At 45.5% G+C, this 24665-nt stretch carries 16 protein-coding genes and 1 tRNA gene; 11 read left to right on the top strand and 6 right to left on the bottom strand.

Translation table 11 applies throughout. The features are described 5' to 3' along the window. Positions 1-6 precede the first annotated feature (6 nt). The 3 genes from NQ544_RS12540 to NQ544_RS12530 all read left to right on the top strand — a co-directional run bounded on the left by NQ544_RS12540 (position 7) and on the right by NQ544_RS12530 (position 4735). Positions 7-3492: a DEAD/DEAH box helicase gene (locus NQ544_RS12540; RefSeq protein ID WP_006847696.1), complete on the top strand. Its 3486-nt coding sequence runs from the start codon at positions 7-9 to the stop codon at positions 3490-3492. Between the two features lie 188 nt (positions 3493-3680). Then, positions 3681-4148 carry a transcription elongation factor GreA gene (gene greA, locus NQ544_RS12535; RefSeq protein ID WP_006847697.1) on the top strand — a complete coding sequence of 156 codons (468 nt, stop codon included), beginning with the start codon at positions 3681-3683 and terminating at the stop codon, positions 4146-4148. A gap of 185 nt (positions 4149-4333) precedes the next feature. Further along, positions 4334-4735: an HIT family protein gene (locus NQ544_RS12530; RefSeq protein ID WP_006847698.1), complete on the top strand. Its 402-nt coding sequence runs from the start codon at positions 4334-4336 to the stop codon at positions 4733-4735. A gap of 80 nt (positions 4736-4815) precedes the next feature. Here NQ544_RS12530 and NQ544_RS12525 read toward each other — a convergent pair whose 3' ends face one another. Next, positions 4816-5904: a mannose-1-phosphate guanylyltransferase gene (locus tag NQ544_RS12525; protein ID WP_006847699.1), complete on the bottom strand. Its 1089-nt coding sequence runs from the start codon at positions 5902-5904 to the stop codon at positions 4816-4818. A gap of 229 nt (positions 5905-6133) precedes the next feature. Between NQ544_RS12525 and NQ544_RS12520 the strand changes: the two genes are divergently transcribed. From NQ544_RS12520 to NQ544_RS12490, 7 genes are all read left to right on the top strand, one after another. Next, positions 6134-6218, top strand: a tRNA-Leu gene (locus tag NQ544_RS12520). 234 nt (positions 6219-6452) lie between these two features. Next, positions 6453-8027: a glycoside hydrolase family 28 protein gene (locus NQ544_RS12515; protein ID WP_006847700.1), complete on the top strand. Its 1575-nt coding sequence runs from the start codon at positions 6453-6455 to the stop codon at positions 8025-8027. Positions 8028-8530: 503 nt separating this feature from the next. Beyond that, entirely contained in the window at positions 8531-8764 is a 234-nt protein-coding gene (locus tag NQ544_RS12510; RefSeq protein ID WP_228023640.1) for a carboxypeptidase-like regulatory domain-containing protein, read from the top strand. Positions 8765-8873: 109 nt separating this feature from the next. Then, positions 8874-10580 carry a transposase gene (locus tag NQ544_RS12505; protein WP_006847703.1) on the top strand — a complete coding sequence of 569 codons (1707 nt, stop codon included), beginning with the start codon at positions 8874-8876 and terminating at the stop codon, positions 10578-10580. 217 nt (positions 10581-10797) lie between these two features. Continuing rightward, a complete protein-coding gene (locus NQ544_RS12500) occupies positions 10798-13809 on the top strand; it encodes a SusC/RagA family TonB-linked outer membrane protein (protein WP_006849178.1) in 3012 nt (1003 codons plus the stop codon). A gap of 20 nt (positions 13810-13829) precedes the next feature. Continuing rightward, positions 13830-15908 (top strand): RagB/SusD family nutrient uptake outer membrane protein, encoded by a 2079-nt coding sequence (locus NQ544_RS12495; RefSeq protein ID WP_006849179.1) that lies wholly within the window; start codon positions 13830-13832, stop codon positions 15906-15908. A 20-nt stretch (positions 15909-15928) separates the two neighbouring features. After that, on the top strand, positions 15929-18148 hold the full coding sequence (locus NQ544_RS12490) for a hypothetical protein (protein ID WP_040553782.1): 2220 nt from the start codon (positions 15929-15931) through the stop codon (positions 18146-18148). A gap of 199 nt (positions 18149-18347) precedes the next feature. Here NQ544_RS12490 and rnhB read toward each other — a convergent pair whose 3' ends face one another. Then, complete coding sequence (gene rnhB / locus NQ544_RS12485) at positions 18348-18956, bottom strand: ribonuclease HII (RefSeq protein WP_040553784.1); 609 nt, start codon at positions 18954-18956, stop codon at positions 18348-18350. Positions 18957-19212: 256 nt separating this feature from the next. On the opposite strand from rnhB, the gene NQ544_RS12480 reads away from it, so the two are divergent. Then, entirely contained in the window at positions 19213-19344 is a 132-nt protein-coding gene (locus tag NQ544_RS12480; protein ID WP_006849182.1) for a hypothetical protein, read from the top strand. A gap of 292 nt (positions 19345-19636) precedes the next feature. Here the strand turns inward: NQ544_RS12480 and NQ544_RS12475 are convergent, their stop codons facing one another. The 4 genes from NQ544_RS12475 to sufB form a co-directional block, all read right to left on the bottom strand. After that, a complete protein-coding gene (locus NQ544_RS12475; RefSeq protein WP_006849184.1) occupies positions 19637-20851 on the bottom strand; it encodes an aminotransferase class V-fold PLP-dependent enzyme in 1215 nt (404 codons plus the stop codon). A 135-nt stretch (positions 20852-20986) separates the two neighbouring features. Beyond that, positions 20987-22330: a Fe-S cluster assembly protein SufD gene (sufD, locus tag NQ544_RS12470; protein WP_040553786.1), complete on the bottom strand. Its 1344-nt coding sequence runs from the start codon at positions 22328-22330 to the stop codon at positions 20987-20989. 14 nt (positions 22331-22344) lie between these two features. Beyond that, on the bottom strand, positions 22345-23100 hold the full coding sequence (gene sufC, locus NQ544_RS12465; protein WP_022120772.1) for a Fe-S cluster assembly ATPase SufC: 756 nt from the start codon (positions 23098-23100) through the stop codon (positions 22345-22347). A gap of 43 nt (positions 23101-23143) precedes the next feature. Continuing rightward, entirely contained in the window at positions 23144-24595 is a 1452-nt protein-coding gene (gene sufB, locus NQ544_RS12460; RefSeq protein WP_006849187.1) for a Fe-S cluster assembly protein SufB, read from the bottom strand. Between the last annotated feature and the right edge of the window lie 70 nt (positions 24596-24665).

Genomic DNA, 24665 nt, shown 5'->3' with positions numbered 1-24665 from the left:
TATTTCATGAATCAAAACAATATCAGCGCCGCAGAACTCTTCCTTAGGGTAAGAGAACTTTTGATACTCCCCGAACTGGAGCCGAAGACACGCAACAAGATGATGCACGATACGCTCATCCTCTGCTGCCACGAAGGAGTGAAGGATACCAAACAGGCTTTCGGTAACCTTTTCTCCCAGGTGGATTATCTCTGTAAGGCTCACGGCATCAAGGTGGCAGACAAGATTGCCATCCAGACCATGCGCCGGCACAGTAATTCGCAGGAACCACTCTCAAGCGAAGATTTGAAATATGATGCACGTGCCCTAGCCATCTTCATCTCTGCCGTATTCGGAGTGGATGTTCCCCACGAGCTGAACGTGCTCATTCCCCATACCAACCGCCCTTATCAGAAAGGACTGGAAATCAACAACCGCCGCATCCGCTGCATCGTGAAGAACTGGGACAGCGATTTCATCCGCGTGGATATTGACCAGGATGCTGACGAAGAGGAATATCTCGTTCAACTGAAAGATGAAGAGAACCATATCGACCATACCTACCTCTGGGATATCCTGAAGGAAGGTATGCAGCTCAACCTGCTCGACTGTCAGGTAAAGCAGCCCGTCATCACCCCCCGACTCATCGTGGTGGAACCCGATTATCTGGTAGATATCAGTAGTATCGCCACCTGCTTCACGGCTTTCGGTCATCATTCCCTGCTCTATCTGCTGAACCAGATGAAACCCCGCGCCAACACCCAGGCTACCCTGCTCGGTAACTTTGCCGGTGCAGCGCTGGATGACATCATCAATACAAACGGCAAATACCAGATGAACGAAACCATAAAGACGAATTTCAGGGAGAAAGCACTGGAGTTCTGCACCTGTCCCTGGTTTGATGCCAAGAAATTCTATACCGATGCCAACCAGCAGGCATTCAATCTGCAGCAGGTAGTGGATATCCTCTTTCCCCGCACCGCATCGCAGGCACAGATGTCAGCCTTCCGCGGTGAAAGTCTTTACGACAGGAAGAAAGCCATCCTCGAACCTTCGTTCGTCTGCGAAGCACTCGGCATACAGGGACGTGTGGACCTGATGACCACCGACTGCAAACTGCTGGTGGAGCAGAAATCGGGACGCAACATGAATATTGAAACCCATCAGGTAGATCCGGGTTATCACAGTTATCAGCTGGAGCCCCACTATGTACAGCTGCTGCTCTACTATGGCGTATTGCAGCACAACTTCAAGCTGAGCAACGACCGCGTGAATATCCGTCTGCTCTACTCCAAGTATCAGCCGCAAGACGGACTGATGGTAGTGGCGTATTACCACAAGCTCTTCCAGGAAGCCATCACTTACCGCAACCAGCTGGTAGCCGCTTCTTTCGAAATAGCCAAGGAAGGTTTTGAACATGCACTCAACGAGTTTACACCCGATGTACTCAATGTAGCAGGCACACAGGACTTCTTCTACAACAAGTATCTGAAGCCGCAGATAGAAGCCATCACCAGTCCGCTCCACAACCTCACCCCATTAGAGGAGGCTTACTTCTGCCGCATGATGACCTTCGTGTTACGGGAACAGATGATCAGCAAGGTGGGCGCACAGGAAGGAACGAACACATCCAGTTCCGACCTCTGGACCATGCCACTCGCCGAAAAGAAAGATGCCGGCAATATCTATACCGACCTGCACATCATCCGAAAGGAACAGAGCAGCGCAGGAAGCGGATATGATACCATCACCCTGAGCGTGCCCGACCAGGGAAAGGACTTCCTGCCCAACTTCCGTATCGGCGACATGGTGTATCTCTATACCTACAGGCTGAAGGAAGAACCCGACGTAAGAAAGGCTATATTATATAAAGGTGTACTGCAGGAGATTCACAGCGATGAGATTGTGGTGCATCTCACCGACGGACAGCAGAATGCCGATATCTTCGAGATGAATCTGCCTTACGCCATAGAACATGGAACGAGCGATGCATCGACAGGCGGAAGCATACGTAACCTGCACCAGTTTATCTGTGCACCCAAGGAGAAACGCAACCTGCTGTTAGGGCAGCGTGCCCCGCAAAGAAACGCCTCGCTGTCATTAACCAGACATTACGATGATGTACTGGACGACATCATTCTCCGTGCCAAGCAGGCACAGGATTACTTCCTGCTCGTGGGACCTCCGGGAACAGGAAAGACCAGTCGTGCCCTGAAGTTTATGTTAGAAGAAGCATTGAACGACGGAACGGGAATGCCGACAGCAGAAAGCATCGCCTCGGGAGGCAAGACGGCTCAGCAGCCTGCATCCTCCATCCTCCTGATGAGCTATACCAACCGAGCCGTAGATGAAATCTGCGAGATGCTGGTAGATTCGGGCATTCCATTCCTTCGCCTCGGCAGCGAGTACTCCTGCGACGAGCGGTTCCGCCCTTATCTGATAGAGAAAGCCATCAGCGACTGTCCGAAGCTCGAAGCCATCAAACAATATATAATAGGAACGCGAGTAATCGTGGGCACCACTTCGATGATGACCTCCAAGCCGTTCATCTTCTCGCTGAAGCACTTCAAGCTTGCCATCATCGACGAGTCGAGCCAGATACTGGAGCCAAATCTCATCGGTCTCCTGTCTGCCGTGGATAAGTTCATCCTCATTGGCGACTACAAGCAGTTGCCAGCCGTGGTGCAGCAGAGCGAGCAGGATTCAGGCATTCCTACCATCAACGACAGTCAGAAAGGTGGCATCATCGACATGAGCATCCTGCAGGACATCTGTCTTACCAACTGCCGCAACTCCCTCTTCGAACGTCTGATTCATTGGGAAGATCACGAAGAGCGCAGCGAATTCATCGGCATTCTGCGCCGCCAAGGCAGAATGCATCCCGAGATTGCAGAGTTTCCTAACCGGATGTTCTACCGTCGGGAGAAACTGGAACCCGTGCCATGTCCACACCAGTTGGAGACGGAGCTGGCATATACTCTCCCGTCAGAAGATGCGCTCGACGACCTGCTGAAGGAGCACCGCATGATATTCCTCCCATCCAAATTCTGCAAGGAACCGAATGTATCCGATAAGATCAATGCCAACGAGGCAGCAATCGTGGTAGACCTGCTTCGCCGCATCCACCGCTTCTATGGAGAGCGTTTCGATGCCAAGAAGACGGTAGGCGTCATCGTTCCTTACCGCAACCAGATAGCCATGGTGCGCAAAGGCATCGAAAAGCTCGGCATTCCGGAACTGGAGAAAATCAGTATCGATACCGTAGAGCGGTACCAGGGCAGCCAGCGAGATGTCATCATCTACAGTTTCACCATCCAGAACATCTGGCAGCTCGACTTCCTTGCCGGCAACAGTTTCGTAGAAGACGGCGCCATCATCGACCGCAAGCTGAACGTAGCCATCACCCGTGCCCGAAAGCAGATGATTATGACAGGCAACCCGGAGATATTGCGCAATAATCAGATTTTTAGCGAATTAATGAACTATGTGAAGGAAAAAGGAGGATATTTTTAAAATTTCCCCCAAAAAGTTTGGTGATACGAAAATAAAGTCCTATCTTTGCATTCGGATTATACACAAAAGGATAAACAAGAGACATAAATACAGATATAGGATTCCGGTGCTTCACTGGCACTGGAATTCTTTATTTTTTATGCTACTTGCCAACCGATTATTAATAACATTAAAACAACAAGAAAATTATGGCTTACATGTCACAAGAAGGCTACGACAAACTCGTAGCTGAGCTGAAACAGCTCGTATCTGTAGAGCGCCCTAAGGCATCAGCCGCAATTGCTGAAGCCCGCGACAAGGGTGATTTAAGTGAGAATTCTGAGTATGATGCCGCTAAAGAGGCACAGGCTCATCTGGAAGATAAGATCAATCGCCTGAAGCTCACCATTGCCGAGGCCAAGATTATCGATACCAAGCAGCTCAGCACCGACAGCGTGCAGATTATGTCGAAGGTAGAGATGACCAACATGGCTAACAAGGCAAAGATGACTTATACCATCGTGAGCGAGAGCGAGGCAAACTTGAAGGAAGGCAAGATTTCCATCAAGACTCCTATCGCACAGGGATTGCTCAACAAGAAGGTAGGTGAGGTTGCAGAAATCAAGATTCCTCGCGGCACCATCAACCTTCGCATCGACAAGATTTCATTTGAATAAAACGGAATAAAAGGAACTATCATATCGGCAGCAATGCCCGTATGACGGTTCCTTTTATGTTATATGTAAGCCTACCCGATATACTCTATAGAAAATGAAAGTAGCCGATGCAACGACATCAAAAAGAGAATAAGATAATATGAATTGTAAATTATAAATTATTAATTATAAATTGATTAGCGATTATGGCAAGCATTTTTTCAAAGATTGCAGCAGGAGAGATTCCTAGCTACAAGTGTGCAGAAAGCGACAAGTTCTATGCTTTCCTCGACATTAGCCCTATCGGCAAAGGTCATACTTTGGTGATTCCCCGCAAGGAGGTGGATTACATCTTCGATATGGAAGACGAAGACCTGGCTGAGTTTGAGGTTTTCGCCAAGAAGGTAGCCAAGGCTATCAAGGCATCCTTCCCATGCAAGAAAGTGGCGCAGGTTGTTTTGGGTCTGGAGGTTCCTCATGCCCATATCCACCTCATCCCAATGAACAGCGAAGCTGATGTAAACTTCTGCAAGGAGCATCTCAAACTCACAGAGGAAGAGTTCAAGGAAATTGCTGATAAGATTTATACAGAATTCAAGAAACTTTAAAAGCAAGAAGTTTCAAACAGAAAAAGAGCTGCGAATATGCTTCGCAGCTCTTTTTATATCTTTATTTCATAAGCTCTTGCTTAGACGAACTCATCGCCTTTCTTCATCTGCACCTCGTTTACATATTTACGCACCAGGGCAGAAGAATCTTCTTTCTTGCATATCAACAATACATTGTCATTCTCGGCTACTATGAAACCTTCCAGTCCGTTCAATACAGCCAGCTTTCCTTTAGGCAACTTGATTACATTGTTGTGACAATTCTCCATCATCACATCGCTGTCAATCACCACGTTGTCATCGCTGCTCTTCTGCATCGCCTCGTAGATACTGTGCCAGGTACCCAAATCAGCCCATCCGAAGTCACACTTCATCATATAGACATTGCTAGGCTTGTCAAGAATCCCGAAATCTACTGATATATTAGGATAAGAAGAGAAGCTCTCTTTCATGTATGCATTCTCAGTCTCCACACTGAATTCGGGATACTGTTTATCGTAATCACGGAGTACAGGGGGCAGAATCTTGCAGAAACACTCACGCAGATACTTCACATTAGAAAGGAATAAACCCGTATTCCAATAGAACTCTCCACTTTCTACAAAAATCTTGGCAAACTCTCTTTCCGGTTTCTCTGTAAACGACTGCACCTTGTACAATCCGTTGCCGATAGCTTCACCCATCTGAATATATCCATATCCAGGTTCAGGACGGGTTGGTTTCACACCCATCGTCAGGAAACGGTCATGTTCTGCCACAAAAGCCAGACCTTCCAATACGTTTTCCCGGAAAGCATCTTCATTGAAGATAGCCTGATCCGAAGGAGTGGCGATGATGCAGGCATCAGGATTGAGCATCGAGATGCGATGATTGGCCCATGCCATGCTAGGTGCCGTATTGCGATGAATAGGTTCCGCCAATATTCGTTCTGCAGGAACCTCAGGCAACTGTTCCTTTACCAGTTGAACATATTCTTCATTTGTGTTGATAAATATATGGTCGGCAGGCACGATCTTTGCCATACGGTCAAAGGTTTGCTGAAGCTGGGTGCGCCCCACTCCAAAGAAGTCGACAAACTGCTTCGGATAGTTGCTGCGGCTGCAAGGCCAAAGTCTGCGGCCCTTACCTCCTGCCAATATCACACAATAATTATTTCCGTTACTCTTCATATCTTGAGTCTAATATTTTGTTGGTTTTCTAAATTCATCTGTAAAGTTAGTGATTATCCGTGAAAGTGCCAAAGATTTTCTTGAAATTTAATAAAGTGGACTATAAAAACAACAAAAATTTAATGTTTCTGCATCAAAAATGCATTTTTCGAAAAAAAAGTTCCCAAAAAGTTTGTCAGTTCAAAAATTATTAGTACCTTTGCAACCGCAAATAAGCTAAGTGGTATTTGCCCAGATGGCGGAATCGGTAGACGCGCTGGTCTCAAACACCAGTGGAGCAATCCATCCCGGTTCGATCCCGGGTCTGGGTACCAAGATGGAGAGAAGTTCACTTCTCTCCTTTTTTCGTTTATATACCTTATTATTATATATGCACTTATAACATCATTATATATCCGCTTATATCTTATCATACCCCCCACTTCACGAAAACGTTTACAGCGATTTCTTTAGAATAAGTCTTTCTATTTTTGGCTTTTCAAAAGATAATACTTATCTTTGCAGAAGAAATAACTTATATATAATAACCCAACAAACCGAAAAAATAGATGAAGAAATTTTTTAGCATGGTATGTGCTTGCTTGTTGGCGCTAAGTGCCCAGGCAACAGACATCAAGAAGTATGATGCTCTTTACGAAAATCTACCATTCCAGATGGAGAAGGTGACTCGTCCGCAATTCCCAGCCAATGAGGTAAATCTCAAAGACTTTGGTGCTATTGGCGATGGCTCTTCTCTCTGTACCACAGCCTTTGCCAAGGCTATCGATGCGCTGACTCAGAAAGGCGGCGGTAAACTCATCGTTCCACAGGGCGTATGGTTCACAGGTCCTATCGTATTGAAGAGCAACATCAACCTGCATCTCGAAAAAGGTGCTGTTATCCTTTTCTCACCAGACGATGCCCTCTACCCTTTTATAGAAACATCGTTCGAGGGTCTGGATACACGCCGCTGCCAGTCGCCTATCTCAGGTCATCATCTTACCAACGTGGCAATTACCGGTCAAGGTTGCATTGACGGAAACGGAGAATACTGGCGCCCATTGAAGAAGCAGAAGGTTACCGCTGCACAGTGGAAGCAGATTACTTCACGTGGCGGTGCATTCAAGAGAGCCGATTACTGGTTCCCATCAGAAGGTGCATTGAAGGCAGACAACAGTGCCAACATGAATGTGCCTAAAACTCCAGCTTCAGAAGAAGAATGGAATGAGATCAAGCGTTTCCTCCGCCCTGTAATGATCAGTCTCGTAAACTGCAAGAACGTTTGGCTTAATGGTGTCATCTTCCAGAATTCACCTGCATGGAACATCCATCCGCTGATGTGCGAGAACGTTCTTATAGAAGATGTATTGGTTCGCAACCCTTCATACGCTCAGAATGGTGACGGTCTTGACCTGGAGAGCTGCAAGAATGCACTTATCGTCAACTCTACTTTCGATGTAGGCGATGACGGTATCTGTATCAAGAGCGGTAAGGATGCTGACGGAAGAAAGCGCGGCATTCCTTGCGAGAATGTCATCGTAAACGGCTGTACCGTATTCAAGGGTCATGGCGGTTTCGTTGTTGGTAGCGAGATGAGCGGTGGTGTAAAGAATATCAAGGTGAGCGACTGCCAGTTCCTCGGCACCGATGTAGGTCTCCGTTTCAAGAGTACCCGCGGTCGTGGTGGTATAGTAGAGAATATCTACATCGACAACATGTCTATGTTTGATATTCAGACAGATGTCATCACCTTCGACCTTTACTACGGTGGCAAGTCTGCCGTTGAGGTTCTCAACGATGGCGATGAGGCTAAGAGCCAGAAGGTACAGAAGTTCAAGGTAGACGAGACAACACCTTGCTTCCGCAATATCGACATCAATCATGTCATCTGCCGCACAGCCCGTCGTGCAGCTTACTTCAACGGTCTCCCAGAGATGCCGGTAAGCAATATCCACATCAAGGATATGGAGGTAAACAATGCCCAGCAGGGTATTGTCATCAACCGTACCGATGGCGTGAAACTTGAGAACATCAAGGTAAGTGCAAAGACCCACACCTTCGATGCCAAGAACTCAAAGAATGTAACTGTCAACGACAAGACATATAAGAAGATTGACGAGAAGGGTATTACCCTCGATTTCTAATCTCGTTCTGACAAGAAAAGACAGATAAGAATATCGCCGTATCTGTCAGAAGCAACAAAGAAGAAACAGGCTGTTGGAGCACAAAGTTCCGACAGTCTGTTTTTAGTTTTATCAGCAATATTTCCTTACGAGGCTACACTTTTTAACCAAAAGAGAAAAAAATCACGCTTTTCCTTAAAATAATTCAGATTTTTCTTGGAAGTCTTAAATCTTTTTTATACCTTTGTAGGCGATAAATAAAGATGCAACCTAGAAATTTAAACTTAAGAAACTTTCCTCTTGGATTCTTTTATATAGATTCAGCCGAAGTTTTTCCCTGATGTTAGAAGATGCAATAAATAATTTAAGAAAATTCTGGTAATAGGCTCCTATATATTATATAATAATGTGTAGCATGCTTAAAGGCCTAATTTACATAAACAAAAACAAATAGTAAAATTTTAAAAGTTAGTTACATGGTGAACGCAATCAAAAAATTGTGTAAAGTCTGCCTAGTAACGACAATGGTGTTAACACCATCTTCTGTCCTCGCACAGAATGTCGTGAAAGGTACCGTGCTGGACGCAAACAACGAGCCAGTGATCGGAGCATCTGTCATTGAAAAGGGCAACCCTAAGAATGGCACAGTTACTGACCTCGATGGTAATTTTACGCTCAACCTGAAAGCAGGCAAGACTGCCGTTATCTCTTACATCGGTATGGTGGCACAAGAGGTAAAAGTGGGGGAGATTGTCTGAAAACCCATAGCAGCCAAAATGTCTCCTAATATTTCTTATTGTTAACACTTTATCTTTGGTTTTCTCGAAATATTTTCGTAACTTTGTAGCTATCAAACATTTATCGCTTATGAAGTACATTAAAGGTGAAGATAGAAGACAATACGTATTGTTTCCGGCTTGTCTGGACGAGTACATCGAGCAGGATAATCCCGTTCGCTACATTGATGCGTTTGTAGATAGCCAGGATTTAGAAGAACTCGGCTTCAATCATACTAAACGTGAGGCTCCTGGAAATGGTGGACGACCTTCATATGACCCTTCAGACATATTGAAACTACTCATTTATGGTTATTTCAATTCTATCCGTTCTTCTCGAAAGTTGGCCAAAGCGTGCGTTGTCAATATCGAGGTTATGTGGCTTTTAAGCAAGGTAACCCCTGACTTTCGTACAGTTTCTGATTTCCGAAAGGATAATTTGAAGCCTATCAAGAAAGTTTTTAAATCATTGAATAAGCAGTTGGATTCCTTTGGACTCTTCAGCCATTCTTACTTATCTATTGATGGTAGTAAGTTCAAGGCTGTAAATTCAAAGGATAACAACTTTACTCTCAATAAGCTTGATGATCGTATTGCCCGTCTTGAAGCGCATGAGCGTCAGTACTTGGAGGATTTGGAAAAGAACGACTTCGATGATGAACGTAAGTTTGGCAGGGATGAAACCGAGCTTAATCTGGAGGTGGTTCAGAAGCGTCAGGCGGATTACAAAGAATATCGTAATCAACTGGAGGAAAGTGGAGAGAAACAACTTTCACTCACAGATCCTGATTCTAAGTTGATGAAGTTCAATGACGGTTTTAACGTTGGCTATAATGTACAGACAGCCGTCGAGGCAGACAGTCATCTGATAGCCACCTACAATGTTACCACCAATCCTACTGATCATGGCGAAATTACGGAAACACTGACTGAGGCCAAGAATGATTTGGAACATGAAATAGTAGAAGTTGTTGCCGACAAGGGTTATCAGGATCCAAAAGACATGGCAAACGCTTTGGCTGCAGGAATCATCCCTAATGTAATACAGCGAGATGGCGATGATGTTGCTGAAGTAGAGTTTGAATATGTAGAAGCTACCGTAACAGATGATATGCTAAACAGCAAAAAGCCCGAGAATCTCGAAACTTGCCTTAAGGCTGGCAAAATACCGACTGCCTATGCAGGCATCCTTGACTCTCCCCAAATTGGTGTTCGTAAATCCTACGAATGTACGGCATCAAGTAATATAAAGGAAATGTCTGATGAGGAACTCAAACAGCTTGCGCTGCAAGGCTACTTTGTTAGAGATGCTGCTAAGAATTTAGTGTATTGTCCGCAGGGCTCTATATTACGTCAGAAGTCCTTAAAGAAGGATGGTCGTATCCGTTATTGCAATAAGTTGGCTTGCAAAAAATGCTCGCATAAGTGTACTAAAGCAGCATTTAAAGAAGCAGACTTCAACAAGGATACTCTCGTGATGAAAGCTCAGAATTACAAGGTAGACTCCAGTAATCATCAGGAAGACCAGGAACCTCCTAAGACTAAGATGAAACGAGAAGTTAAAGAACACAAGATTGTGACATACAAACTTCATTTAGACAAGAAGAAGATGGCGCAAAGAATGTGTCTCTCAGAACATCCTTTTGGAACGATGAAGAGAACCTTAGGGGCGTATTATTTTTTATTGAAAACGAAGGTTAAGGTGGAGGCCGAAATGGCCCTCATCTGCCTCTCCTATAACATGCGTAGAGCCATCTCTATGCTTGGCGTTCCACAATTGATCGCAAAGATGGCATAAGGGGAAGAAGGAGGTCCCCACAACTTAATTTTTAGACCTCCTATCACTTATTTTCGCTCGATTTGAGCACATCAATTATGAATTTTATTAGAAATCGAAATTTTAGAGCTGGTCCCCAGACTAGCTTAGAGGGCTTTATATGCCCTCAAAACAGTGATAAACAGCAGAAAATCAAGGTTTTCGGACGGTCTGGGGGGGGCAAGCCCAAACCATCGTATTGAAGGATGACAACAGTCAGCTCAACGAAGTTGTCGTTGTCGGTTATACAAGTAAAGCCCGCAAGGACCTCACCGGTTCTGTAGGTTCTATTTCTGGAGCAAAACTGTCTGTAGTTCCTGTAACTTCTGCAGCGGTAGCACTTCAGGGTAAAATTGCCGGTGTGCAGGTTACCACAGCCGATGGTGACCCAGGTGCAGATGTCAACATCCGTATCCGTGGTGCCGGTTCTGTAACACAGAGCAATGAGCCTCTTTATATTGTTGATGGATTCGAGGCTCCAAACATCAATGATATCCCTCCATCAGATATCGCTTCTATCGACGTTTTAAAAGATGCTTCCCTTACAGCTATCTATGGTGCTAAGGGTGGACGTGGTGTTGTGATTGTCACCACCAAGAGTGCTGCTGCCGGTAAGGTTACTGTAGGATTCAACGGCCGTCTTTCTGTCAGCAAGCTTTCTAAGAAACTGGATTTGATGAATGCAGAAGAGTTTGCAAACTATCAGTGGGACCGCGCTGCTGCTGGTTCTACCCGTGGTTCTGCGGCAAAATACTTCCGCAACAACTTTGGTAACCCTGCCGACCTCGATCTTTACAAGCGAGCAACTACACATGATTGGCAAGACGAGGTGATGGGTGAAACTCCTCTCAATTACTCTGCCAACGTAACAGTTGGAGGTGGTAGCGACAAAATCCGTTTCAACACATCTTTAACCCAGAGTGAAGATAAGGGTATTATCCTTGGTTCAGGTGTTCGCCGTACCAACTTGAACATGAAGTTGGATGTCAACATCTCAAAGAAGTTGACTCTTAAGTTCAACCCTAAGATTTCTTATCGCCGTGATACAGGTGCCGGTGGTGACAACATCGGTTCCGGTGGTATTATTGACGTATTGAAATACCGTCCGATGAATGGTTTGCGCGAATTTGCTTTCTGGGACCCTACAACTGTAGATCCTGATGAAGAGGCAAACTTCTCATATACCAATCCTAAGAACGACATCATGACCAATGTCCAGAAGAAACATAGCTACAGCGTTTCTAACCAGGCTGCCATCATCTGGACTCCTATCAAGGGATTGACTTTCCAATCAAATGTTTCATACTCGTTCTCATTTAGCGACAAGAACCGTTTCTTCGGTCCATTGACCAAGACCGGACTTGGTAATAACAAATTGCCTGTTGCTCAGATTACCAATACTCATAAAGAGTCATACACATGGAATAATACTTTGAGCTATGACTGGTCTTTCAACAAGGAGCACAACTTCAACGCTCTGATTGGTCAGGAAATCCAGAATTCCCAGACCAAGGAAACCTATCAGGCTAACCGTTACTTCCCTCGCGAAATAGCTGCAGAGAAGGCTTTCAATAACATGGGCTTAGGTACTCCTTATGAGTCTTCATCCAGTTTGTCTACTCCAAACAGAACAGCTTCGTTCTTTGGTCAGTTGGGATACAACTTCAAGCATCGCTACTTGGCATCATTCACATTCCGTGCCGATGGTTCTACCAAGTTTGCACCAGGAAGCCAGTGGGGTTACTTCCCTTCTATCTCAGGTGCCTGGGTATTGTCTGAAGAGTCTTGGATGAAGAATATCAAATGGATCAACAACCTGAAGATTCGTGCCGCATTCGGCTTAACCGGTAACAATAGCATTGATGACGACATGTGGCGTTATCTCTATGCCGTAAGCTCTACTGGCGGACCTGGATTTGGCGAATCAACAGAGAATGGTGACCAATATTACGCTTTTGGTAACGGCAACAAGCTGACCAACGAAAAGATTAAGTGGGAAACTGTTATCACCCGAAACTTAGCAGCAGACATCACTCTGTTTGACAACCGTCTGACCATTACTCCTGAGGTTTACTGGAACACAACCCGCGATTTGCTTTACAAATCAGAGGTTGCTACAACAACAGGTTACAACACCCAGATGCGCAACATCGGTAAGGTTACCAACAAGGGTGTTGAGCTGAGCGTAAGTTATGACATTCTTCGTGGCAAAGACTATGTCCTGACAGGAAACTTGTCTTTGGGTTCCAACAAGATGAAAGTCATCAAGCTGAACGAAACCGACAATGTTATCTGGAGTAACAATAGCCGCTGGTCTTCTTCTAACCTCGTTTCAACCAATGACTACTGCATCAAGGTAGGCGACGAAGTAGGTATCATCTATGGCTATGTATATGACGGCTTGTACTCTGGCGATGAATTCACATACGATCCAAACCAGAACTTCCTGGCTATTCCTAAGAGTGAGCCATGGACCGATGAGAATGGCGTACAGCATAAGAAAACCGTAAGCATGGATGGCGTATTCAATGACAGCCAGAGCGGTACTGCTACCTTGCCAGGTAAGATCAAGTTCAAGGATCTGAATGACGATGGCGTTATTGATGAGAAAGACCGTACCCAGATTGGCCATACTACTCCTCGCGTACAGGGTGGTTTCGGTTTAAGCGGACAATGGAAGAACTTCGACTTCGCAGCAAACTTCAACTACATGCTCGACTTCGATATTGTCAATGCAACTTCTTACGCATTGTCTTCTTCTGTAAAGGACAGCAAGACATTCAATAATGTTCTCAGCAAGTTCGCCAGCAACAGTTGGCGCTACACACGCCCATCTGATCATGAGAACCTGTACAAGAACTATTATCTGGATGGAGCTACAGAAGAGTATCTGGCACAGAATGCCGGTGCAACACTCTGGAACCCTGCAGACGTAACCAACAACGTATTGCACTCATATTTCGTAGAGGATGGTTCTTTCCTGCGTTGTCAGGATATAACTATCGGTTATACTCTTCCTCACAAGCTGACTGCAAAATGGGGTATGTCTAAGTTACGCTTCTATGCCAGCTGCTCAAACCTCTTCATCATTACAGGTTACTCAGGCTATGACCCTGAAGTTGACCTTATGACAAGTTTGACTTGTGGTATGGACTACAACCGTTACCCACGTAACCGCAGTTTCGTATTCGGTGTTAATGTGAACTTCTAGTATCTAAAAAATTGAGATATATGAAATTAAAATATATATTAATGGCGGGATTGGCTTGCGCCACATTTGCATCTTGTAACGATTATCTTGATGTAGATACCCCGTCTAAGTACGATGACAAATATGTCTTCGGAACAGAAACAGAAATTAATCGTGCGCTCAACGGCGTATATGCGCAGTTGCTCAACAGCAATTTGTATGGTGAGAATTTCCTGACCAATTTCTGCTTTAACAGTGACGTTGATTTTTCAACCAACTCATCAGAAACTCCAGCAAGTGGTGCTTTCCGTCGTTTTGACTGTACAAGTGATGCCAGCCAGCTCAAGAAGACCTGGGATGCTGCCTATATGGGTATTGAGTATGCCAACAACTTCATCTACCAGTTAGAGAACAGTCCTGTTTATAAAGCAGGCAATGCTAACTGCGAGCAGATGCTAGGAGAAGCTAAGGTGATTCGTGCCATGTTCTACAACGACCTGGTAGACTTGTGGGGCGATGTTCCATTTACCTTCACTCCTACTTCAGAAAAGAAGGATTACGTAACTCCTATTGTCAGCCGTGACGAGATTCGCACAAAGTTGATAGAAGATTTGCGTGAGGCTGCTCCTAAGATGAGCTATGCCCGCAAGCTTGACAATACCATCGAGCATGTTTCCAAGGAAGCATGTTGGGCTATGATTGCTCGTTTGGCTCTTTCTGCAGGAGGCTACTCTTTGCGTCCTGACAAGCAAGATGCAACAAATCATGGTGTGATGCAGCGCCCTGAAAACTACAAGGAGTTCTATACAATTGCCAGAAACTATGCAGACTCTGTTATCAAGTCAAATACCCATCATTTGACAAAGTCATACAGAAATGTATTCATCGACGAATGTAACTTTGTTGTAGACAATTCAGACGACCCAATCTTTGAGATTCCTTTTACCAAGGAAAACTCAGGCTCTATCGGTTATATACAAGGTCCAGCAGCCAGTTTAAGTTCCGGTTATTCCATTGCTCCAAACGTATGGGGTGAAACCAAGGGAAGTGCTCAGGTAAGTGCATTCTATGGCTACTCTTTCAACGAGAAAGACCTGCGCCGTGATTACGTTATTGGTATGTGGAGTTATTCTAACCAAGGTGATACCCTCTGTGTTCCAGCTATCAGAGCCGATTATACTCTGTATAACAACAAGTGGTCTAAACTCTGGTCAAACAGCGGAAACTTCACCAACTATAGTGGCGGTAACACCGGTATCAATTACCCTTACCTTCGCTACGCCGATGTTCTACTGATGTTTGCTGAAGCAGACAATGAACTGAACGATGGTCCTACTGATGCAGCCAAGGAAGCCCTCAAGACTGTTCGTCGCCGTGCTTTTGAATCAACAGACTGGAGTAAGGAAGTTGATGCATACGTAGATTCTGTAAGCCAGGCTGGTGTTGGTGAAAGATACAATACAGCCAAGAAGGCATTCTTGCGTGCGGTATTGAATGAGCGCAAATGGGAATTCGCCGGTGAGAACATGCGCTGGAAGGACCTGGTTCGCAACAACATGTACTCAGAGGTTCTTTACTACACTTTCCTCCGCTATTATGGTGTTGGAGAAAATGCAGGTGGTACCAGCCAATATCTCGATGCTGTTGAGATGTACGACTTCGGCGTAGAAGCTGGCAGATACAATGATCTCCCTGTAGACTTGTATTACCGCCGCATAGCAAACCCAAAGAATACTTCCATCTTCCCTAACACAGCGATGGAAATTCTGGAAATTGCCAATCCATATAATACGCTTGAGCGTAAACCAATTGACCCTGAAGACATCACAAACGATGAATACAAGTGGCAGAAAAAGGAAAATAACTTTGGATGGTGGAGCGAAGGCGATGGTACTCCAACTAACCAGTGCCTCTACTCTCTGTATGGCTTCATGCGTGGTGACGCACAAGGACAGCCTGCATTGGTACAGAACAATGGTCAGCTGAGCCCAATCGGTTCTGCCAACGCAGAAATGACATCAGACAAACTGCCTGTTGTACGTTACATCCTACCTATTCCAAATGCCGCAATCCAGCGTAGTGGTGGCACTTACAAGAATTATTATGGTTACGCTAATTAATGATTAAACAGGACATAACAATGAAAAAATATTTATTATATACTATCATGCTTCTGAGTGCGTTGTCATTCGATTCCTGCAAAGATGATGACACCGTAAGCGCAGAGGACCAGCGTGAGTTCATGACCATGTTCCGTAAGGACGACAATACAGGTCGTGGAGATAGCGATCCTTACAATTCTCAGACTATTACAGTAAATGGTCACAACAACAGTGTCCACCTATACTGGTATGGAGTAGATGACTGCAAAGGCTACGAGATTAAATATGCACTCCAGCCAAATGTTTCATCAGGTCTGGCAGAAGATTGGGAAAATCCTGAAAAAATCGTTTTCGATACAATCGTAGGTCCTGACAAACTCGACATTATCTTCAACAATCTGGAATACTCTACAGATTACCGCTTTGCCATCCGTACACTTTCCAAGAAAGGTGAAGCCTACAACTCTAAGTGGTATGGTTATGGAGATGGTCGCCATTGGGCAGAATATTTCGGACTAACTACCGGTAACCGTTATCCTGTACCAGAGGTTATTACCCAGAGTGCTCCTACCAAGAACTCAGTGCGCATCTATCTGAATAAATCATATACAGATGCTGTAGCCGACTGGAAAGCCAGTGAAAGTGATCCTGATGAGTTTACCAAAAACTTCCAGGTTGAAGATGATAAATTCGTTATGCAGAAACTGACAGTAGCTGCATCATCAGAAAATCCACAAGCAAAGGTACCAGCAGAATGGGCTAACCATGAGATTACAGATGAAGACATCGAACGCGGTTACTTTGATATTGAAGGATTGGACGAAAGTAGCGTATACATCATCAATGTTGAGAATGAGAACGTGCCTGTAAAGGTAGATGCTGTTTACAACACACTCTCTGTACGTACAGATGGCGAGGTAGGAGAACCTGTTCTTATCAAGCACGAAGTTACTGCTGTTGATACATTGAGTGACAAGAGTAAAACTGTAGACGTATCTAAGTGGAATGCCATGCGCCTTGATGAAGTCTTTACTGACTATGTCAAGAACAACAAACTTGCCGAAGGTACTGTTTTCGAGCTTGAAGGTGGTAAGACTTACTACTTCAGAGACAACATGAGTCTCTCTAAGGGCTTCACTCTCCGTACAAAGCCTGAAGATATTGCTGCTGGCAAGGGACGCGCAAAGGTTTACATGGGTGGTTTGTGGACAGAAAACAATGCTCCTAAGAGCAACAACTTCATGTTTGGACGCCAGCCACAAAGCGGTGAAGCATTTACTCTCTTCGTAAAATCTCTGATTTTCGAAGACATTGATTTCGACTGTCCTTTGGCAGAATTCTTCAATGGAGGTGTAAATGGTACAGGTAACTACTTCATCAACATGTACTCTAACGGTATGGCAATTACCTTGCAGTCATTTGAGGTTAGAAACTGTAGCTTCCAGCACATGGTTCGTGGTTTCATCCGTGTACAGGGTTCTAAGATCAAGAAGTTCGAGAAGGTAATCGTTGAGGGTTGCGACTTCTACAACTGCGGTTACTACGATAACAACGGTCGTGGATATGCATGGGTTGCAGGTGACGGAAAGCAGCCTAAGTCAAATATCTTCAACAATATGACATTCCGCAACAACACATTCTATGACAGTCCTCGTACCTGCCTCTTCACAGATAATGGTAAGAATCTGGCTTGGAACGATAATATCACATACAATATTACGCTCGAGAACAATACATTCGTAAACTTCTCTACACGTAGTTCTGGCCGTCAGCTCTTTGACTTGAGATACTTGCCAGGTGGTTCTAAGATTACTGTCAAGAACAACTTGTTCATCTTGACCAAGGAAGAGGCTGATACCCGTAACCTCTATCAGGGTGGTATGGATATCCGTACTATCAATGGTTCTGGTATTGCCATCTTTGACATTGAGAACAACTGGTCTACCAATAACAATCTGACTGCCGGTCAGGTGTTCACTGGTGGTGCATTCAATGCAAAGAAGAACTCTGCCGGTAAGTGGCCAAGCATGCTTGTAAATGGTGCAGAGGCAGCTATGGTTACTCCAGATGACATTTCAGCTACTGAACTGATGATGGATCCTAATCCAAAGAACTATGAGAATGGAGCTGATCCTACAAAACGTCACTGGCATGACAATATGGATGGACTCTACTATAAGAATACCGATAAAGTTAAGAACTCAAAGATTTACAAATTGGGTATCGGTGCTTCTAAATGGAGAACTAACATCAAGTAATTATATTATCAGATATACATATTTAATAAAAAACAAAGAGGGCGAGCCTGTGAAGGTTCGTCCTCTTACTTTTTTATCAAAACTGCCCTAAAAAATGAAGCAGGCTTCGATGGCAAACGAAGCCTGTTTCATTGACCATCGAAGCCTGTTTCATTAGCCATCGAAGCCTGTTTCATAAAAAGGGGCATATCTGCAGGCTCTAATCCTTGAAATCTATACTCAATTCTCCAGTGCCTAAAAGATTATAGCTCATACGATGATAAGGCGTAACACCAAATTCCCTGATGGCAGCACGATGCTTCTTGGTAGGATAGCCCTTGTTGCCTTTCCAATCGTATTGTGGGTATTCTTCTGCCAGCGCATCCATGTAATCATCACGATAGGTCTTGGCAAGGATGCTTGCCGCAGCTATCGCCATATACTTGCCGTCGCCTTTTACGATGGTTGTATAAGGCAAATCCTTATAGGGTTTGAAACGGTTGCCATCCACGATAACTGCTTCCGGACGAACCTTGAGCTGGTCCAGGGCACGGTGCATAGCCAGAAAACTGGCGTTGAGGATATTGATTTTATCGATTTCTTCGGGAGTAACAATGCCCACGGCCCAAGCTACAGCATCACGCTCTATCTGCTCGCGGAGCGCCTTGCGCTTCTTATCTGTGAGCTTCTTACTGTCGTTCAATTCGGCATTCTGATAACCGGGCGGAAGGATAACGGCTGCTGCATATACGCTGCCTGCCAGACATCCTCTGCCAGCCTCATCGCAGCCAGCCTCTACCATATCCTTATAATAATGACTTTCTAACATAATTATGATGAATTTTACGTTTATCTCTTCACTCTTCACCTCTATTCTGTAGCCGCCTAATTATAGGGCAGTTACAAAGATAAGAGCATTTCAACTCTTCACCAACTCTTCACCTACTCTTCACCTACTCTTCACCTACTCTTCACCCTCATAGCACCAGGCGGTGAAGAGAGGGTGAAGAGTGGATGAAGAGTCAGAGCGTCTCTTCAGCGCATAAGTACCAGTATAGCAACACGTTACAACAAAAGGGTGAAGAGTGAAGAGTATTTGGGCATTCCAACCTTTACTTTCTAACTCAAGTTTTGCTCCACACGCCCTGAAAGGGCAGAAGCTCCTAGCCCAGGGCATCGCCCTGGGTTATTATGGACGCAAACCTGTCGCCCTGTAAGGGCAAAAGCTTTAAAACTCCAGACAAAACATAAAGCTTTTGCCCTTACAGGGCGCCTTGCTGATTGCTATTATACCCAGGGCGCTGCCCTGGGCTAGGAGCTTTTGGGCCTTCAGCCCGTACTTAAACCACATGCGAAACTTCAGTTTCTGATAACTGCCAAACGCAAACAGCCAACTGTCCGCAGTAGCGCCAGTTGGCTGTTCTTTGCTTGCCAGTGGGTTGTCTTTCGCTCGCCAGTTGGCTAAATAAGGCTTTTACGTGCGCTGTAAACGGCTAAAATGTTTTTTTCTTAGAACATCATAGCCACTCGTTTTACGCCCGCTACAAGCGCATCTATTTCTTCCTTTGTATTATATAGGGCAAAGCTGGCACGAACGGTGCCGAGAATACCATAGCGGTCCATCAAAGGCTGAGCGCAATGATGACCGGTACGTACAGCGATGCCCAGACGGTCGAGCAAGGTGCCCATATCCATGTGATGAATATCACCAACCAAGAAGCTGACAACGGCATCTTTGCCCTCCTGTTCACCAAAAAGTCTGATTCCATCGATGGTTCGCATCTGCTCCATACAGTAGCGGGTGAGTTCCTGCTCGTGCTTGGCAATGTTATCCATGCCGAGCACAGAAACATAATCGATGGCTTTTGCCAGACCGTGGGTAGCTACATAATCAGGAGTACCAGCCTCGAACTTGAAAGGCAACTTCTCGAAAGTAGTCTTTTCGAAACTTACACTCTCAATCATTTCGCCACCGCCCTGATAAGGAGGCAACTTGTCGAGCCATTTCTCCTTGCCGTAAAGCACACCGATACCGGTAGGACCATAAATCTTATGTCCGCTGAAAGCGAAGAAATCGCAATCCATATCCTGTACATCCACTGCGAAGTGAGGAGTACTCTGAGCGCCATCCACCATGACAGGCACATCATGCTCATGAGCTATCTTAATCATCTCTTTTACCGGATTCACCGTACCGAGCACGTTGCTCACCTGGGCAATGCTCACGATTTTGGTGCGTTCGGTAAATAAATTGGCGAATTCATCGAGGTTAATCTCACCTTTATCGTTAATAGGGATTACACGGATGGCGATTCCCTTCTTGGCAGCCTGCAACTGCCAAGGCACAATATTGGAATGATGTTCCATGGTAGAGATAATCACCTCGTCGCCCTCGCTCATAAAGGCATCGCAGAACGATGAAACCACGAGATTCAGACTCTCGGTAGTACCGCGGGTAAAGATGACTTCCTCAACCTTAGGCGCATTGATAAACTTGCGCACAGTTTCGCGGGCTGCCTCATGTAGGTCGGTGGCCTGCTGAGAGAGATAGTGAACACCACGATGCACATTCGCATTTACATTGAGATACTCGTCGCGCATGGCATCGAGCACGCACAATGGCTTCTGCGTGGTTGCCGCATTATCCAGATACACCAATGGCTTATCATAGACCTTTCTCGATAAAATCGGGAAATCTGCTCTTACTTGATTGATATCATACATAATTTTAAGAAGTTAAGAAGTTAAGGAGTTAAAGAAGTTAAGACATCGGTAAATCTGTCTTCAAAAGGAATCTCAAACAATATAACAATTGTCTTAACTCCTTTAACTTCTTAACTCCTTTAACTACATAATTATCTACTTGCAAAGCTTGCAGCCCTCGCACTTATTGAGTTCACCACGGAATCGCTTCTCTACGAGATGATGCAGGCGATCGCGCAATGGCTCCAGCTCCATCTTGTCGATGACTTCGTTGATAAATGCAAACTGAAGGAGCAACTTAGCCTCCTCGCGGCTCACACCACGCTGCTGCATATAGAACAATGCGGCATCGTTGAGCTGACCTACAGTACTACCGTGCGCACACTTCACATCATCGGCATAAATCTCCAGCATCGGTTGGGTGAACATGCGGGCAGTCTTCGTAGCACAGAGGTTCTGGTTGGTTTCCTGAGAAATAGTCTTCTGGGCACCATGACGAACCAGCACTCTACCGGCAAAAGCACCACGTGCCTCACCATCGAGTACATACTTATAAAGCTCGTTGCTGGTACAATGACCCACCTGATGATCGATGAGCGTATTGTTGTCAACCACCTGGTTCTTGTCGGCAATCACACAACCATTGCAGAAGCACTCAGCTCCCTCGCCCTTGAATACGAGGTCAAGACGGTTGCGGGTAATACCGTTATGAAGCGTGATGACGTTATGGTTTACACGGCTGTTAGCCTGCTGCTCGATATAAACGTTGCTGACACGGCTGTTCTTGTAATGAGTCTCCTCCAGGCAATAGAGGTCGAGACTGGCATTCTCGCCTACAAATGCCTCGATAACCTGAGTAGCGAGGAAGTTCTTGTCATCGGCTGCATGGTCGCAGAAGAGGAACTTAGCCTCAGCACCCGGTTCCATCACGATGAGAACACGGCGGTTCACCATCAAATCTACATCCGAACGGAGAATATTGATGACCTGAATGGTTCGCTCCACCTTTACATTCTTTGGAACATAAATCAGCAAACCATCCTGTGCCAGGAATGTATTCAATGCGGTGATGCCATCTTCATCGGTTTTGGCAATCTTGGCATAGTATTTCCCGATGAATTCAGGGTTTTCTGCAGCAATCTTGTTCAAAGAATCCACGATAACACCCTCTGGCAACTCTACCTTTGGCAATGCTTTGTTATAAAAAGCATCGTTTACAACGAAGTAGAGCGAAGTGCTCAGATTAGGCACATCGCAGCGGAAAGCCTCGTATGGATCTACCGGAATTTCCAGACGGTTCAAGTTCAAGCCATAGTCTGGCTCGAAGATGGCGCTCATATCTGTGTACTTGTATCTTTCTATCTTTCGGGAAGGGAAGCCCAAGCGACGGAAGTCCTCGAATGCTGCATCGCGCACCGCATTGAGCACCTCAGCACTGTTCTTCTTGATTATTCTCGAAGAAGACTGATACAAGTCTAAATATTGTTTTTCTGAATGCATAGCCATCCTCCTAATTATTTCTCATCTACTTCAGCCTTGATCCAGTCGTAGCCACGAGCCTCAATCTCCTTGGCAAGTTCAGGACCGGCAGTCTTCACGATTCTACCCTTATAGAGTACGTGAACCACACTTGGCTTAATCATATCGAGCAGACGCTCGTAGTGAGTGATGACGATGGCAGATGTCTTGTCGGTATGCATCTTGTTCACACCATCTGCTACAATACGCATCGCATCCACGTCGAGACCAGAGTCGGTTTCATCGAGAATAGAAAGCTTTGGCTCCAGCATAGCCATCTGGAAAATCTCGTTGCGCTTCTTCTCACCACCCGAGAAACCTTCGTTTACTGAACGGCGAGCCAACTTGCTGTCCAATTCCACCAACTCGCGCTTCTCACGCATCAGCTTCATGAATTCGCTTGTGTTCAATGGTTCCAACCCCTGATACTCACGCTTGGCATTGATAGCCGCACGCATGAAGTTGGTCATGGATACGCCAGGAATCTCCACCGGATACTGGAAAGAGAGGAACAAGCCTTCACGGGCACGGTCCTCTGGCTTCATATCCAGAAGGTTCTTGCCGTTGAAGATAGCCTCGCCCTCGGTTACGGTATAGAGAGGGTTACCTGTAAGCACAGCGCTCAAGGTTGACTTACCGGAACCGTTAGGTCCCATGATAGCATGTATCTCACCATCGTTGATAGTCAGGTTGATACCTTTCAATATTTCTTTGCCTGCAATAGTTGCATGCAGATTCTTTACCTCTAACATAATTTTAGTCATTTTTTATCGATTTCATCGAGAATTATGATAACTATCCTACGGTTCCTTCGAGTGAAACACTCAGGAGTTTCTGTGCCTCAACGGCAAACTCCATAGGCAACTTGTTAAGCACATCCTTGGCATAACCGTTTACGATCAAGCCGACAGCCTCCTCGGTAGGAATACCTCGCTGATTGCAATAGAAGAGCTGGTCTTCTGAAATCTTCGAGGTAGTTGCCTCATGCTCGAACACGGCTGTGTCGTTATGGGCATCCATATATGGGAAGGTATGCGCTCCACAATCGCTGCCCAGCAACAAAGAGTCGCAGGAACTGTAGTTGCGCGCATTATCGGCATTGGATGTGGCACGAACCAGACCACGATAGGAGTTCTGGCTATGACCTGCCGAAATACCCTTCGAGATGATGGTACTCTTGGTGTTCTTACCCATGTGAATCATCTTGGTACCGGTATCAGCCTCCTGATAGTTGTTGGTAACAGCTACGCTGTAGAACTCAGCTACAGAGTTGTCGCCACGCAAGATACAGGAAGGATACTTCCAGGTAATCGCAGAACCCGTCTCTACCTGAGTCCAGCTCAACTTAGAGTTCACACCGCGCAAGTCGCCTCGCTTGGTTACCAGGTTCAGCACACCACCCTTACCATGCTCATCACCAGGATACCAGTTCTGAACGGTAGAGTATTTCACCTCAGCATTATCCTTGACGATAATCTCTACGATAGCCGCATGGAGCTGGTTCTCATCACGCATCGGCGCTGTACATCCCTCCAGATAAGAAACATAAGCATCATCATCAGCGATAATCAATGTACGCTCAAACTGACCGGTGTTACGGGCATTGATGCGGAAGTAACTGCTCAATTCCATCGGACAGCGGACGCCCTTAGGAATATAAACGAATGAGCCATCACTGAATACGCAACTGTTCAAGGCTGCATAAAAGTTATCACGATAAGGAACTACAGTTCCCAGATACTCTCTTACCAAATCAGGATGCTCCTTCACAGCTTCTCCGATACTGCAGAAGATGACGCCCTTCTCACGGAGTTTCTCCTTGAAAGTAGTCTTCACCGACACAGAGTCCATGATGGCATCTACGGCGGTACCGCTCAAAGCCAGACGCTCCTCCAGAGGAATACCGAGTTTGTCGAATGTCTTCTCCAACTCAGGATCAATCTCCTTGTTCTTCGGCTTCTTTGCCAAAGGGTCGGCATAGTATGAAATTTCCTGGTAGTCAATAGGTGGCACGTGAACGTGTCCCCACTTTGGCTCCTTGAGCGTCTTCCAGTAATTGTAGGCTTTCAGACGAAATTCGAGCATCCAGTCTGGCTCTCCCTTCTTCTGCGAGATCAGGCGCACAACATCCTCGTTGAGACCCTTTTCTATGATTTCAGTATGTACATCGGTGGTAAAACCATACTCGTATTTCTGGTCTATCACATCCTTGACAACCTGATTCTGTTCTTTCTCTTTCTCTGCCATTGTTATTTAGAATAACCTTTCGTTATTTTAACCCTAAATAGGGATAAGCCGCTGCGGACTCATCCCTACC

This window comes from Segatella copri DSM 18205, assembly GCF_025151535.1.
GTDB lineage: Bacteria > Bacteroidota > Bacteroidia > Bacteroidales > Bacteroidaceae > Prevotella > Prevotella copri.
This window is presented reverse-complemented; position numbering and strand designations above follow the sequence as displayed.

Excerpts from the sequence above, each read along its gene's own strand:
- sufD (WP_040553786.1), bottom strand. The coding sequence starts at position 22,330 with ATGCATTCAGAAAAACAATATTTAGACTTGTATCAGTCTTCTTCGAGA.
- sufB (WP_006849187.1), bottom strand. The coding sequence starts at position 24,595 with ATGGCAGAGAAAGAGAAAGAACAGAATCAGGTTGTCAAGGATGTGATA.
- NQ544_RS12530 (WP_006847698.1), top strand. The coding sequence starts at position 4,334 with ATGGCAAGCATTTTTTCAAAGATTGCAGCAGGAGAGATTCCTAGCTAC.
- NQ544_RS12475 (WP_006849184.1), bottom strand. The coding sequence starts at position 20,851 with ATGTATGATATCAATCAAGTAAGAGCAGATTTCCCGATTTTATCGAGA.
- NQ544_RS12510 (WP_228023640.1), top strand. The coding sequence starts at position 8,531 with ATGGTGTTAACACCATCTTCTGTCCTCGCACAGAATGTCGTGAAAGGT.
- rnhB (WP_040553784.1), bottom strand. The coding sequence starts at position 18,956 with ATGTTAGAAAGTCATTATTATAAGGATATGGTAGAGGCTGGCTGCGAT.
- NQ544_RS12505 (WP_006847703.1), top strand. The coding sequence starts at position 8,874 with ATGAAGTACATTAAAGGTGAAGATAGAAGACAATACGTATTGTTTCCG.
- NQ544_RS12490 (WP_040553782.1), top strand. The coding sequence starts at position 15,929 with ATGAAAAAATATTTATTATATACTATCATGCTTCTGAGTGCGTTGTCA.
- NQ544_RS12525 (WP_006847699.1), bottom strand. The coding sequence starts at position 5,904 with ATGAAGAGTAACGGAAATAATTATTGTGTGATATTGGCAGGAGGTAAG.
- NQ544_RS12540 (WP_006847696.1), top strand. The coding sequence starts at position 7 with ATGAATCAAAACAATATCAGCGCCGCAGAACTCTTCCTTAGGGTAAGA.
- NQ544_RS12515 (WP_006847700.1), top strand. The coding sequence starts at position 6,453 with ATGAAGAAATTTTTTAGCATGGTATGTGCTTGCTTGTTGGCGCTAAGT.
- NQ544_RS12495 (WP_006849179.1), top strand. The coding sequence starts at position 13,830 with ATGAAATTAAAATATATATTAATGGCGGGATTGGCTTGCGCCACATTT.
- sufC (WP_022120772.1), bottom strand. The coding sequence starts at position 23,100 with ATGTTAGAGGTAAAGAATCTGCATGCAACTATTGCAGGCAAAGAAATA.
- greA (WP_006847697.1), top strand. The coding sequence starts at position 3,681 with ATGGCTTACATGTCACAAGAAGGCTACGACAAACTCGTAGCTGAGCTG.